This window comes from Hymenobacter cavernae (genome assembly GCF_014641455.1).
Classification (GTDB): Bacteria; Bacteroidota; Bacteroidia; order Cytophagales; family Hymenobacteraceae; genus Hymenobacter; species Hymenobacter cavernae.
On sequence record NZ_BMHT01000001.1, the window covers coordinates 557,186 to 570,193 of the forward strand.

The following is a 13,008-nucleotide window of genomic DNA, read 5'->3' on the forward strand; positions in this document are numbered from 1 at the left end:
GGGTTATTGCTGTTGCCAAGCTTCTACCCGGATTACGGCGTTGCGGCGCAGATTCAGGTAAAACAATCCATAATCAGCGATGTGGAAAGATGCACGCAGCTGCGGCTGACCAGGCAATAGGAAACGAGGATAACCGGTTAAGGCTGGAGGATGAATCCAGAGTAGGCCATTATGCACTTTAGCATCGACGAGATGCAAGTCAATCCGGTCGAATGATTGTGGAACACCACCTAGGTTTAGCTTAGCGGGAGCAGCAACTGTATCAATTCGCCAGGTAAGGGGATTAGTGGCTATGCCGCCTTCGAAAGGCGGATAATCTTTGCCCCATTCTACAGAATTCCAACTTACGTAGCAGCCGGTTTGAGTTGAGTCGAGGCACGGCTTGATGGTTTGATATTCATCACCCTTAACGTTGAAGCCGATCAGATAGGCAGCAACGAGTTGTTTGCGCAGCGCTGGATTGCTATCAAAGAAATCGTGGAGCAAGCGCGTAGCATGTACGGTGCCTTGACTGTGGCTCGCGATAATGATGGGGCGACCTTGGTTGTAATGATCTAGGTAATACTGAAAAGCGGCTTTGATGTCGCTATAAGCTAGGTTTAAAGCTTGCTTGCCATCCTCCCCTTTTACATCGAAGAACGAAAACAACGTGGCCTGCCGGTAGCGCGGAGCGTAGATGCGACCAGCGGCATTGAACACACTGGCTTGCTTGCGCAACGTGCTACGATCCGTAAACCGGTTTACGTTCTCATCCCGCAAGCTAGCATTCCAATTGCCTCGCCCGTAGAAAGTAGTAGGATGCACAAAAAATACATCGGCAGCGGCAGTACGCTGCTGGTCTGGAAGAGCGGTACCGTGCGGCACGGCGTCGGCGGAGTCGCGGCGGGTAGGCAAGGCAGCCCAGTTGTTTAGTTCAGCGTAGTCGGGGCTATCCGACGGTTTGTAACTGGAAAAATCACGGCTGGGTTTAATAACCTGCGTACACGAAGAAAGAACACCAGCGGCCAGCACGAGTGACAAACCTAGCTTAGAGCGAAACACAAAAAAGAGCGACATCAAAGAAGCCGGCGAATGACCAGTGAAATTATTGAGCTAGCAGACAGCGGATGCTAGCTCAAAAGGCTAATCCGTAAAGGTGTTTTCCAACAGCCGCTCTTGGCGCAGGTACACGATCTTGTAATTCTTGTCGAAACGGACGCGCACCTGAGCGGTAGTTTGCTGGTGCTGCTGCCGAGACTGCCGGAAGGCCTTGCCTTTTTCCAGGTACGTCACAACGCGCGTACCGTCGTTGGCTACCGGCCCTACTTGCAGGCTAGCCGGATCGACTTGCGTCTCCGCCTCCAAAAATTCCGGAAAGTGCGTTTTGGCCAGATCGTCGTTGATGGCGGCTGGGTTCGTATTTTGAAGTGTGTAGAATCGTTCGACGGCTGGGGCAAAGTGTTGCGCCGCATCGAAGGGCGCTTCTTTTAAATCATCGTAGTAGGAAGTCAGCGCATTCAGCACTTGGCTCCGAGCGGCCGCCTCATCAGCCGCCGTTGGGGCAGCGGGTGTTGCGGCGGGCGTAGTGACAGTAGCTGCTGAATCGACAGTAGGCGCGGCTACCGGCGGCACAGCAGGTACGACCCGCACCGTTTCGGGTGCGGCGGCAGGAGGCAAATCAATTTGTTGGGCCTGCGGACCTACTTCGGGCTGTACGGCTACACTGTCAGCTTCAGTGCGCGACGTACTGGTCAGGCGCTCTGACTCTCGACCGCCGAAAGCTAGGTAAAGCACTAATCCAAGCAGCGCCAACACGCCAACCACCGTCAGGATGAGTGCTAACGGGCTGCGGGGCGGTGTTGCCGGGGCGGGCTCCTCCATCGGTTCATCCGGCGATAGAGCTGCGGAGTTGGGATACGCGCCCGAACCAGAGAACCTAGGCTGCTCCGGCTCAATGGGCGGCGCTACGGGCGATGTCGAGTGAGTAAAAGTTGGAGGCTCAGACGCAGAAACAGGGCTAGCTACTACCGGCGGCAACAGTGGTTCTTCAACTGGACCGGCAATGGTAGAGGACGTCGTAGCCGAAGGTTCCGGCGCAGCTTGGCTGTCATTAAAGAGTAGCTTTCGCTTCAGAGTATCAAACTCGGCAGGCGTGATGGTGCCAGCGTCCAGCCACTCTTTTAGTTGGCGCAGCGTATCAAGAGGGGATGGGTCTTTTTCCATACAAGTAACGGCGCAGGAAAGCAGTTGCCGGAGATAGCAGTAGTTGAGCGTGAATTATTTACGGTTCAGGGCTTCTAGTCGGTCGCGGCGGCGCTGCAATTGCTTGTTGCGCAAGTCGATCTGCTGACCAGTGGTAATCACCTTCACCGAATCTTCGCGGGCTTTGAGCGTATTGGCCACGTTTTGCTGCTTCAACGATTCAATCTTAGCTAGGTTGCTGGTAGTGTTGGCCTGCAAGGTTGTGATTTCCTTTTGCAGCTTTTCCTTCTCCTTTTCCGATTCACGCAACTGCTTTTCGGCCTCAGCAAGCTGCTCCTGGTAGGCTTTGCGCCGCGCCGCTGCCCCGAAGCTCTGCACGATAGTACGCAGGGCGGCGTACTCGGAAGGCGTGCGGTCGGGGTTGATCCAGGTATTGGAACCTAGGTCGGCAAAGACAGACAGCTCCGATATGGTATCGGCCGGCGACGTTACCATGGAATACAGATCGATGAGCTTGCCGGATACGCTGGAAGCCGGGGTTTGCTTGGCTACCAGCACGTCCTTTTTGCCGACGCCAAAAACTCCGTCACCCTTGAGCTTAATATTGTAAGTGTCTTTCAACCAGCTCTGCCAGAAGTCACGCGTCCAGGCGGCGGTGCCATCTACCTGCACCTTCAGGGCATCGCGCTCTTTGCGGTCGAAATTGACGGTTCCGCCGCGCACGTCGTAAAGCTGGGCGTTGGCGCGAGGCGCTATGGCTACGAAAGCAATCAGCAGCAGAATAAAAGGTACTAGTCGCATGAGTTGAATTTTGATAGAAAAGACTGGGTTGCCGCAACCTAGGTCTACAAATCGTGGCGGGCGAAGGCGGCCTGCAAATCGTGGCGCATCTGGCTGAAGCGCTGCACGACGGCCTGCACAAACTCTTCGTCGAGCAGGGCGCGCACGTCGTCTTCGCTGGTAACGTCCATCTCGCTCACTTTGTAGGTTTGCTCAAACGGGCCTCGTTCGAGCTTGATGAGGTACTTTCCGTTCCAGGAGAAAAGCGTGATTTTGACTTCAGGATGCGGAATATCGGCGAGCTGGCGCATAACGGCAGAAGGTTTTATCAATGAAAAGGCGAAGATAGGCAGCAAGCCGCAAGCTCGGCTTAACGGTCGGCTTGCAGCAGCGTATACGCAAGGCACAAGCAGTTTCTCCCAGGTTTCACCTCTTTAATTATTTGTATCATGCCACAAGGAGATAAATCAGCCTACACGGACAAGCAAAAGCGCGAAGCCGAGCATATTGAAGAAGGCTACGAAAAACGCGGTAAATCGCCGGAGGAAGCCGAGCGCATTGGCTGGGCCACGGTGAACAAGCAGGATGGCGGCGGCAAGAAAAGCGGCGCGGGCCGGAAGAAAGCCGATGACAAGTAAAACCTAGGTTTCGATTATGGCAAAGGGCCACTTCGTTTTGAGGTAGCCTTGTGCTTTGGTTACCCCAACCAGCTGCCTGTGTATTGTGTCAACAAATGGCAATGGCAAATTATTCTCAGTGCTAACACTGAGAATACCACATTACGACAATAATATTGTATACTACCTGTCAGATGTATCTTATCTCTACTATCCGCTACCCGTGCCTGTTCGCTTATTCGCTTTCTGGCTTCTGATTGGCGGTCTGCTCGGCTCCATACATGGTTCTGCTCAGCAGCTTAGGCCCGCTCTGGCTGATACCCTGTACTTACAGCAGTCGAACGGAGCGCACCTGTCCGAAAACTACCGCTATTGTACCGCGCCGTTCGACTCCCCTTCTACTCCGGCCCACGCCGATTCGCTGTGGCAGGTCGGTCACTTTCAGCCGGGGCCCTGGCACCGGACGCTCAACCTAGGTTTTGTGCATCGGCGCCTGTGGCTGCGGCTGGCAGTAGTCAATACGCTTCCGCACCCGGCGCGCTTTCTCTGGAGCCTTTACAACTACACCGATAGCGCCACGCTCTACTGGCAGCGGCGGCGCGACACAACCTTTACGCGGGTAGCAGCCGCCAGCTCGCGCGTGCCAGCTGCCGAACGGGTTTTCCCGGCGCGGGCCTTATGCCTGCCGTTCACATTGGCGGCCGGTGAGCGTGCTGTGCTCTACCTACGGATTGACCACCATGCCGGCGCCCTCTACATGCCTTCCGACGTGACTACCACGGAGGATTTGCTGGCTTGGGAAGTTAATTATGTTTTCTATAAGCACTGGATCTGGCTTATCGGTTTTTACCTGAGCAGTGCCCTGTTCAACCTGGTGCTGTTTGCTTTCCTGCGCGACCGAATTCACATCTGGTATGTGCTGTACGTAGTTTGCACCACCATTTTCCTGCTGATGGAAGATGGCCTGGATGCCCTATTACTGCCGGCAGGGCCTTACAAGCTGCTCTGGTCTATCGGTCAGTTCAACTTTATGCTGCTGGCCTCGGCGTGTGGTCTGCACATTATGCAGCTTTTTCTGCGGCTGCGAAAAGGTTGGCCTTGGCTGCACCGACTAGGCACCGCGCTGGCGGTATTGGCTATTGGGTTTGTTGGGGCTTACTCGTTGCTTTATCCTACGGCAGTCCGCACGAGCGGCACGGGCCTGCTGACGCTCAACGCGGCCCGCGAAGTACTGCTGCTGGCTACTTTCGTGTATGGCTGGGTGGCCTTGGTGGCGGTGGCGCTTACCCGGCGGCGGCGCTTGGCCGCTTATTTCAGCCTGACGTACTTTTTCTTTTTCACTGGCTTTCTGCTGTTCTGGCTCAACCACCTAGGTCTTACCAACCTGCATCTGCTGCAGCCTAATGCGCTAGCCTGGGGTTTGTTCTTCGAGCTACTAGTCATGAATATTCTGCTCACGGGTCGTTTCCGGCACACCTTGCGTCAGAATGCCCAGCTGCGTATCCGTCAGCTCGATCAGCGTAACGCACTGGGTTCGCGCCTGATTGCGGCCCAGGAAGAAGAGCGCGAGCAGCTAGCCCGCGAGCTACACGACGCCCTGGGTCCTAACCTCGCTGCCCTGCACCTAGCTTGGCAAGGCCCGGCCATGCGCGAAGCCTTAGCCAGTTCGCCAGCGGCGGCGGCGGCCGGGCACCATGCAGAATTATTATTGCGCCATCTGCGCGACGAGGTGCGCACTTTTAGTCACTCCCTCATACCCACTGAACCGGGTCATAATAGCCTCGCTGAGTCGATAGCAACGCTGAGCGAACTGTTCAACCTCTATGGCAACCCAATAGTGCGTACCTACTGCGACGAAGGCCTCGACCGGCTGCCGCCGCCTGTGCAACAGGCTGCTTACCGCATCACGGCCGAATTGCTCAACAATGCACTGCGCCACGCACGGGCCACGGAGGTGCTGGTACAGCTGTTGCGCCACTCTGACGCGTTGGAAATTATGGTGGAAGATAATGGCCGTGGTCTGCCCTCTACGCCGTCGGGCAGCGGTATTGGCCTGCGCGGCGTGCGGGCGCGTACCGACTACCTGCGCGGCCACCTGCACATCGACAGCTCCAACAGTGGCACCAGCGTCGTCGTGCGATTACCTTGCTAAGTGAAACCCGTAGTAAGCAGACGAAATAGTGAGCTTAGGCACTTATTATAGCCTACCTTATTACAGCTTCACGGCCCCTACCTTTTACTTCGCCAAATTTACTATTTCATTCCCTGACCCGCATGTCCTCTCGCTTACTCATTCTGGATGACCACCGAATGCTGGCTCAGGGGCTAGCCCTGCTGCTGGCAGAACAACCTGACCTGACGGTTGTTGAGCAGTTCGCCGATGGTCAGGCGCTGCTCACCTGGCTTGGCTCGGGTGCACTGCCGCCAGCAGATGTGCTGCTGCTCGACCTGCACCTGCCCGGCGTCGATGGACTCACGCTGTTGCCTCAGTTGCGCCAGCAGTGGCCTGCTTTACGCGTGCTGGTGTTCAGCAATGCCGCGGCACCGGAGCTGGTAGATCGGCTGATAGCGGCCGGGGCCAGCGGCTTCGTACCTAAGTCGGCCGACGCGGAACAGCTACTGACCGCTATTCGGGCGGTAGGAGCCGGCGGAACTGTGTTTCCAAAACACGCCCGCGCCGTGCTGGCTCAAGCTTCAACTGCTCAGACCGATCCGCTTTTGCGGCTGCACCGCCTCTCTGGCCGCGAGCGGCAGGTAATCAGCCTTGTCCGCCAGGGGCTTACCACCCGCGAAATTGCCGAGCGGCTTTGCCTGGCTGAATTTACCATCAGCACGCACCGCCGCAACATTATGCACAAGCTAGAGCTAGGCAACGTAGCGGCTTTGGTGCAGTTTGCTATCGACTACGGCTTGTAGCATCTGTTGCTCCTTTTGTGGCATCTGGAAGCCAAAAAAGGATCTTGCCGGATTGTTTATGAAATTTATTTATATTGTTTTGGATTATTTAGCTAAGCCACTATATTTATGCAAGACTTACTATGTTTTAATCCATGCACTTGTGGGTAGCTTTCATTAGGCTATTTTCGAACGGTTTGTACCGCTCGGCACGGAGTGCTGCGCCTGCTTCAGAGAAGCAGCAGTCTAGTGATTCAACTTACCTTTTTGGTAAACGCTGGTGCTGTTTTGCCGTAGGCGGCATACTGGTTTTAGGCCTGCCTATAGGGAAAGCACACGCGCAACAGCAACCTAAGAAGCCTGCTCAGGAAGCCACAAAAAACTCAGAAAAACCGGCTCCTTTACCACCCAAAAAGCTAGAAGAAGCCCTACAGCTTTTGTTGCAGAGTACCGCGAAAGGCCAAGACACGGTGCAAGCCAACCAACAACGTCGCTTTCGTCCTACCGAAATAGAAGGCCTGGTTATCGACCAGACAATCACGAAGATGGGCCATGATTTCTATGATGTTTTCTACGCTCAGTGGGAGCCGCCCCAAGACCTAGGTGACTTCACCGTTGTGATTCGGGAGAAACCAAGCCGCGGGATTAATTCGCTGGTTTCGCTTGAGGTTAATGAAAACGAGCTGCTGGAGTTACCGCTGCAACCACGCTACGAGATAATCGAAGAAGCTGCCGCTTACGGGGTCGAAGTAGCCCTAGGGTATCTGATCAATGCCAAAAATGTAGGCCAGCAGCTCGAACAAGGGCCGGATAACCCCGGCAAAGAGACATTCTGACGTTCCGCTTATCCTTTCTATTTTCCCACCCATTCGTTCTTCACCTTCCGCATGAAAGTACCCTTACTTCGCTGGGCACTCCTGCTAACGCTGCTGACGCTAGGTCTGCGGCAGGCAAAAGCCCAAGACTTTATCTATGAGCCAAAGAATCCCTCATTTGGGGGCGGCAACACCTTCAATTATTCGTGGCTATTGAGTTCAGCCCAGGCCCAGAACTCCATTCCGGACCCCGCTACGCGCTCGGCCAGCACAGCCGCGGCGGATCCGCTGAGCAACTTTGCTGCTAATTTGAATCAGCAGATTCTGGCGCAGCTTACCAACCGCTTCATCACGGCGCAGTTTGGCACGGGCGCCATTCGGGAAGGCAACTACACTGTGGGCAACTACAGGATTCAGGTGACGCCGGGCAGTAGTGGGGTCTCCATTCAGGTCACGGATGTCTCTACCGGCAACCAGACAACCGTTACGGTACCCAACGGGCCGTAAGCTGCTTTCCCTCGCTACTATACCTAGGTACGTACAGCCCGATTATTCCGGGCGGATCATTATTCTTTTGCTTACAGGCTCATGTTTATCCGTTCAGGCTGCCGCTTGTTGGGCGCCGCTTTGTTGCTGCTTTTGAGCAGCTGTGCCCCTTATTTTCATCAACCTCTTAACACCGAACGTGCCCGCTTAGGAGCCGAAGTCGCAGGAAACACTGAGCTGCGCGCTTTGCCGCCCGCCAGAGAAAAAGCCGTAGTGGCCGTGTACAAGTTCCGCGACCAGACCGGCCAGTACAAGCCCCAGCTCAACGGCTCCAGCTTTTCCACCGCCGTCACGCAGGGCGCCACCAGCATCTTGCTGCGGGCCCTGGAAGAATCGCAGTGGTTTGAGCCAATCGAGCGCGAAAACCTGAGTAATCTGCTCAACGAGCGCAAAATTATCCGCTCAACCCGCGCCGAATACACGGAGCAAACCGGCCAGAAGCAGCCCGCGCTGCCCCCATTGCTGTTTGCAGGTATCATCCTGGAAGGCGGCATTATTTCCTACGATGCCAATATGCTGACCGGCGGAGCAGGCATCCGCTACTTCGGAGCTTCGGCCTCGGGGCAGTACCGGCAAGACCGCGTTACGGTATATCTGCGGGCTATCAGCACCAGTACGGGCCGCATTATGAAGACGGTTTACACGTCTAAAACCATTCTTTCGCAGCAGGTAGACGCCAGCTTATTCCGGTTTGTCAGCTTCAAGCGGCTGCTGGAAACGGAAACCGGCTTCACCTACAACGAGCCCAGCGAGATGGCCGTGAAAGAAGCCATCGAAAAATCTGTGGAAGCCTTGATCTACGAGGGTATGCAGGCGGGCTTATGGGCTCCGCGCGACCCCACTGCGCTGACCAGCCCGGCAATGCTGGCTTACCAGAAGGAGAAGGAAGAAAACCTTGAGTTGGATGTGCTTGGCAACCGCAAGATGGACCGACCAGGCTTCATCGGTATTGGCCTGACGGGCGCTGCCCAGCGCTACTCCGGCGACCTAGCCCATACCCTGACGCGGCCAAACGTGGAGCTGACGCTACGACGGCAGTGGGGCCAGAGCCGCTGGACCTCGTTCCTGAACCTAGGTCGTGGCAACCTGGCCGCCGAGCGTTACTTCGACCAGAATTTCAACTATCTCGAAACGGGCGTACAGATGCGGGTGCTGCCGCACGAGCGTTTTACACCATACCTGTTGGCAGGTGCGGGCATCACCACGCGCAACCGCCCCACGTTCACCTCCCGCAATGGCCTGCTACCCCACGTAGTGTTCGGCGTGGGTGCCGAATACCTCGTGACTTCTTCCCTGGGCCTTAACCTAAGTGCGGACAATCATACCTTCCTAAATGACCGCCTGGATGAGATAAACCAGGGCAAGTACAACGACTACTATTGGGCCGGGCGCTTTGGTGTGGTGCTGTACCTAGGTCGGCGTACCAAATAGTTATGCCAGCTTACTTTGATCAGCTACTTAAACGTTTGCAATCAAGAATTATTTGTATTTTTTTTATAAAAACTTATTAAGACCTTAATAGATAACGATGCCCCTATGAATTTTCAAATAATGAACTATTCTAACTTTTTTTATTAATTATTTTATTTAAATTTGAATCGTTCTTCCGGAAAGACAAAAAAATCATAGCTAAAAACAATTAATCACCACACAAGCGAATAGCTGTACAACCCACTCCTACAGTATGAAAACCATTCAGATTCTTGCTGCCCTCCTATTTGTAGCCGGTGCTGCTCATGCCCAAGCTCCTGCCCTCACTCCTAATGGTGGCCCTAACGGTGCACCTAGCTTTGCTGTTCCCGGTTCTTCTTTAGCACCAATTCCGGCAACCCGCCTCGGCTCTGACAACGACTCCTACGTGCAGCAGGTTGGTAGCAACAACTACGGCAACGTAAACCAGCTTGGCAGCATTCACACCGCTGACCTGTTACAGAATGGCAATGGCAACGATGGCTTCCAGGTGCAAAAAGGCGTTGGCGCTGGTGTTGGCGTACGAAACATTGCCTATACCAGCACGACTGGTAATGACAACGTGACTTCGCAGGTTCAGGAAGGCTCCAACAATATTGCCTCTATCACGGAAGTTGGCTCGAACAACTACGCCATCCAACGTCAGTTCGGCACTGGCCAAGGCAACCACGCCGGCATCGACCAAAGAAGCTCTTCTAACTACGCCATCCAACTCCAGGAAGGCAACCTCAACACGGCCGTTACCCTTCAGGGCGGCAGCACGTCGTCGGCTTCGGGTACTACTGGCAACCAGTGGAGCGCTACCATCCAGCAGGGCAACAGCAACACGGCTTTCGTTACCCAAGACCACAACTAAGTCGTAAATGCTACACCTAGCCTAGCTAAATCAAGCCGGACCTAGCTTCCCGCCGGAGCACAGGGTCCGGCTTGATTTAGCTAGCGCCAAGTTGTAACTTGCTCGACACAAACATTTTCCGCTGGCTCCATGAACCTAGCTTTTCTGACAGGCAGTGTACTCCTCTGGGCTGGCCTGCAAGCGGGCGTAGCGCAGGCACAAGTGCTCGGCCGCAGCGAGGCCAGCACCGCCGAACAGCGCCTGATTGAAGACCTAGGTCCTGAGCGGGTATCTACCGCCACCCCGCTCAACAGCCTCGATGCCCGTAACCTGGCCGAGCTGACACAATCGGGCACAAGCAATGCCGCCACCATAACGCAGAACTACACGGCCGGAAACCAGAACCAAGCGTTTATCTTACAGGTGGGGCAGTACAACTTAGCCGACATTACGCAGACGGGAGCCGGCAACACCACTTCTGTTTCGCAGAATGGCAGTTTCAACCAAGCCGAGCTGAACGTTACGGGCACGAACAACGACATCGACGTCATGCAGAATGGGGAGCGGAACAAAGTACTGGGCACCGTCAGCGCCAACGACCGCCAGTACCAGGTGACGCAAACCGGCAACGACAATGTGCTTACCCAGCTCGAAACCACGCGCCAATCGCCGCAAGGTTACAGCATTGAGATGCGCGGACAAGGCATCCGGGTGAGCGTTGAGCAGGGCCGCGTAACAACACCCTAACCTTCACCTCGACCATACCAGCCATGAAAGAAACGGCCACTGTAGTAGTGGCCGTTTCTTTTTTAAATTATTCTGCGAAATATTTTAAAAATTCTTTTATATTTAAAAACACTTATATTATTTAGATCGTCTGTTTGTCTTTTATGAACTGTAATCTTCTTTATGCTAGCTTGCTCTCTCTGGCGCCCACTTTAGCGCAGGCACCGGCGCCGTGCGAGGCACACCTAGACCTAGGTCGCGAAGGCACGATACTGACCGTGACGGGCCGTTGCCGCAACCTGCTCGCTACGCCCGGCCACTACCGCTACGAGTTGTTGCTGGATCGGCAGGGCCAGGGCGGCCGCTCTCACAATCAGCAGGGTGGTGCGTTCGATGTGCCGCCCCGGCAGGAAGCTGTATTGGCCCGCCAACAGCTGAATGCGACCCCGAAAGATGCCCTACGCATCCGGCTGCGCATCCTCAGCCAGGAAGGCCGGCTGCTTGCCCAGGATTCAGTACTGCAATCACCAGAAGGATAACTTATTAACACTCTATTTTCTTATTCCGCTCCTCGCGTTCAGCCTCACCCACCCGATTTCCATGCTTCTCGCTCTACCCCGCACCTTAGCGCGCTTTTCGCTGCTGAAGACCACCTGCCTATTGTTCACACTGCTATTTGCCGTTGCTTGTGAAGAAACGACAGTAGAGCCCGCCCAAGTGGGTTCCTTGTCAGGCATCGTGCTGGACGCCCGTACGAACAAGCCGCTGTCTAATGTTGCCATCAGTACCAACCCGGCGACCAGCTCATACGTCACGGATGCGCAAGGCAAGTTTACCATCTCCGACGCGCCCATTGGCAAGCTGCTCATTACGGCCAGCAAAGTGGACTACCAGCAAGTTCAGACTAATGTAACGGTGGTGGAAGACACAACCGTGCAGGTGTCGTTGCTGCTCGAAATGGCCGCCTCGGCCGTAGCGCCTTCAGCACCCGTTAAGCCTGAGCCCACCGACCAGGCTACCGATCAGCCCATTAACGTGATGCTGAAGTGGCACCCGATCAACTCAATCCGCTCCGATTCGCTGCGCTATGATGTGGAACTGGTAGAAAGCGGATCGACCGGGCGGCGAACCCTGCTAACCAATGCCGCCGACACGACCGTACAGACTTCGGGACTGCTCTACAACACCACATACTTCTGGCAAGTCACGGTCCGCAACAAGGCCGGCGTGGCGGTGCGCGGCAGCCTGTGGTCGTTCCGGACGCGTGCTTTGCCCGATAATCGCTTTTTGTACGTGCGAGCGGTGAACGGCAACACGGACATTTATTCTTCTGATGATCAAGGCAATAACATAGTACGCCTGACCAACTCTGCCTTTGTAGAAACGGCGCCCCAGCTCAGTCCTAACCGCGACCGGGTGGCGTACACGTCCAACGAGCTAGGTCAGTTTCAGCTTTACACCATGAATCGGGATGGTTCTGATAAGCGCCGCATCTCCTTGTTCTCGGTAGATGGCTACAATAACCCAGGCGTGGGCTACCGCTGGTCGCCGGACGGCTCGCAGCTGATCTATGCGCACTACAACGTGTTGTACCGCGTCAACCGCGACGGCACGGGCCATGCGGTGCTAGCCACTGCCCCTACCGGCCGCCACTTCCGGGAGTGCGACTGGACGGCGCAAGGCAACCGGATTCTGGTTCAAACTATTGGCACTGACCCATTTGATTCCGAGGTTTACCTGATGAACGCCGATGGCTCGAATCCAACGCTTGTACTCGGCAACCTGCCCGGCCGCCTCGATTCGCCTTCATTCAGTATCGATGGGCGCGATATTCTCTACACCCGCGACCTAGCTGGTTTTAATGATGCCACGGGCCGACAACTGAACGCTCACGTGCTGATGCTGCGGGCCGATGGCTCGACAATAGATGTCTCGGCCGGCAATTCGGTGCCGGGCACGCCGAACACCAAGCCCGCAGGCACCAATGATCTGTACCCGCACTACACGCCCGATGGCAGCAAGATCATCTTCGTGAACACCTCCAACGACAACCTCAGCCCGCCCGAGGTGTGGGTAATGGATCTGGATGGTCGCAACCGCACCCGGCTGTTTCAGAACGCGACGCTACCCGACTGGAAGTAAG

General features: G+C 55.4%; 14 protein-coding genes. 10 read left to right on the forward strand and 4 right to left on the reverse strand.

Going from position 1 to position 13,008, the window contains the following annotated elements; genetic code table 11:
• Positions 1-3: 3 nt before the first annotated feature.
• The 4 genes from IEX74_RS02310 to IEX74_RS02325 all read right to left on the reverse strand — a co-directional run bounded on the left by IEX74_RS02310 (position 4) and on the right by IEX74_RS02325 (position 3,272).
• A complete protein-coding gene (locus IEX74_RS02310) occupies positions 4-1,056 on the reverse strand; it encodes a DUF3089 domain-containing protein (RefSeq protein WP_188810536.1) in 1,053 nt (350 codons plus the stop codon).
• A gap of 66 nt (positions 1,057-1,122) precedes the next feature.
• A complete protein-coding gene (locus tag IEX74_RS02315) occupies positions 1,123-2,202 on the reverse strand; it encodes an SHOCT domain-containing protein (protein WP_188810538.1) in 1,080 nt (359 codons plus the stop codon).
• Between the two features lie 54 nt (positions 2,203-2,256).
• A complete protein-coding gene (locus tag IEX74_RS02320) occupies positions 2,257-2,982 on the reverse strand; it encodes a hypothetical protein (protein ID WP_188810540.1) in 726 nt (241 codons plus the stop codon).
• A gap of 44 nt (positions 2,983-3,026) precedes the next feature.
• Positions 3,027-3,272: a hypothetical protein gene (locus tag IEX74_RS02325; RefSeq protein WP_188810542.1), complete on the reverse strand. Its 246-nt coding sequence runs from the start codon at positions 3,270-3,272 to the stop codon at positions 3,027-3,029.
• Positions 3,273-3,410: 138 nt separating this feature from the next.
• On the opposite strand from IEX74_RS02325, the gene IEX74_RS02330 reads away from it, so the two are divergent.
• The 10 genes from IEX74_RS02330 to IEX74_RS02375 all read left to right on the forward strand — a co-directional run bounded on the left by IEX74_RS02330 (position 3,411) and on the right by IEX74_RS02375 (position 13,007).
• Complete coding sequence (locus IEX74_RS02330) at positions 3,411-3,599, forward strand: hypothetical protein (protein ID WP_188810544.1); 189 nt, start codon at positions 3,411-3,413, stop codon at positions 3,597-3,599.
• A gap of 202 nt (positions 3,600-3,801) precedes the next feature.
• Positions 3,802-5,730: a sensor histidine kinase gene (locus tag IEX74_RS02335; RefSeq protein ID WP_188810546.1), complete on the forward strand. Its 1,929-nt coding sequence runs from the start codon at positions 3,802-3,804 to the stop codon at positions 5,728-5,730.
• A 122-nt stretch (positions 5,731-5,852) separates the two neighbouring features.
• Entirely contained in the window at positions 5,853-6,494 is a 642-nt protein-coding gene (locus IEX74_RS02340; protein ID WP_188810555.1) for a response regulator, read from the forward strand.
• 416 nt (positions 6,495-6,910) lie between these two features.
• Complete coding sequence (locus IEX74_RS02345) at positions 6,911-7,309, forward strand: CsgE family curli-type amyloid fiber assembly protein (protein WP_188810557.1); 399 nt, start codon at positions 6,911-6,913, stop codon at positions 7,307-7,309.
• 51 nt (positions 7,310-7,360) lie between these two features.
• Entirely contained in the window at positions 7,361-7,795 is a 435-nt protein-coding gene (locus IEX74_RS02350) for a curli production assembly/transport component CsgF (protein WP_188810559.1), read from the forward strand.
• A gap of 81 nt (positions 7,796-7,876) precedes the next feature.
• Complete coding sequence (locus tag IEX74_RS02355; RefSeq protein WP_188810561.1) at positions 7,877-9,265, forward strand: CsgG/HfaB family protein; 1,389 nt, start codon at positions 7,877-7,879, stop codon at positions 9,263-9,265.
• Positions 9,266-9,518: 253 nt separating this feature from the next.
• Positions 9,519-10,160 (forward strand): hypothetical protein, encoded by a 642-nt coding sequence (locus IEX74_RS02360; RefSeq protein ID WP_188810563.1) that lies wholly within the window; start codon positions 9,519-9,521, stop codon positions 10,158-10,160.
• Between the two features lie 129 nt (positions 10,161-10,289).
• On the forward strand, positions 10,290-10,886 hold the full coding sequence (locus IEX74_RS02365; RefSeq protein ID WP_188810565.1) for a hypothetical protein: 597 nt from the start codon (positions 10,290-10,292) through the stop codon (positions 10,884-10,886).
• A gap of 143 nt (positions 10,887-11,029) precedes the next feature.
• Positions 11,030-11,404 carry a curli-like amyloid fiber formation chaperone CsgH gene (csgH, locus tag IEX74_RS02370; protein ID WP_188810567.1) on the forward strand — a complete coding sequence of 125 codons (375 nt, stop codon included), beginning with the start codon at positions 11,030-11,032 and terminating at the stop codon, positions 11,402-11,404.
• 61 nt (positions 11,405-11,465) lie between these two features.
• The gene (locus tag IEX74_RS02375) at positions 11,466-13,007 is read left to right on the forward strand and encodes a carboxypeptidase-like regulatory domain-containing protein (protein ID WP_188810569.1); all 1,542 of its coding nucleotides are present in this window, start codon (positions 11,466-11,468) and stop codon (positions 13,005-13,007) included.
• Position 13,008: the final 1 nt, after the last annotated feature.

Bases quoted from the DNA above. Each gene is read 5' to 3' on its own strand.
- IEX74_RS02310 (WP_188810536.1), bottom strand. From the start codon at position 1,056: ATGTCGCTCTTTTTTGTGTTTCGCTCTAAGCTAGGTTTGTCACTCGTG.
- IEX74_RS02325 (WP_188810542.1), bottom strand. From the start codon at position 3,272: ATGCGCCAGCTCGCCGATATTCCGCATCCTGAAGTCAAAATCACGCTT.
- IEX74_RS02340 (WP_188810555.1), top strand. From the start codon at position 5,853: ATGTCCTCTCGCTTACTCATTCTGGATGACCACCGAATGCTGGCTCAG.
- IEX74_RS02320 (WP_188810540.1), bottom strand. From the start codon at position 2,982: ATGCGACTAGTACCTTTTATTCTGCTGCTGATTGCTTTCGTAGCCATA.
- IEX74_RS02330 (WP_188810544.1), top strand. From the start codon at position 3,411: ATGCCACAAGGAGATAAATCAGCCTACACGGACAAGCAAAAGCGCGAA.
- IEX74_RS02375 (WP_188810569.1), top strand. From the start codon at position 11,466: ATGCTTCTCGCTCTACCCCGCACCTTAGCGCGCTTTTCGCTGCTGAAG.
- IEX74_RS02360 (WP_188810563.1), top strand. From the start codon at position 9,519: ATGAAAACCATTCAGATTCTTGCTGCCCTCCTATTTGTAGCCGGTGCT.
- IEX74_RS02365 (WP_188810565.1), top strand. From the start codon at position 10,290: ATGAACCTAGCTTTTCTGACAGGCAGTGTACTCCTCTGGGCTGGCCTG.
- IEX74_RS02355 (WP_188810561.1), top strand. From the start codon at position 7,877: ATGTTTATCCGTTCAGGCTGCCGCTTGTTGGGCGCCGCTTTGTTGCTG.
- csgH (WP_188810567.1), top strand. From the start codon at position 11,030: ATGAACTGTAATCTTCTTTATGCTAGCTTGCTCTCTCTGGCGCCCACT.
- IEX74_RS02315 (WP_188810538.1), bottom strand. From the start codon at position 2,202: ATGGAAAAAGACCCATCCCCTCTTGATACGCTGCGCCAACTAAAAGAG.
- IEX74_RS02350 (WP_188810559.1), top strand. From the start codon at position 7,361: ATGAAAGTACCCTTACTTCGCTGGGCACTCCTGCTAACGCTGCTGACG.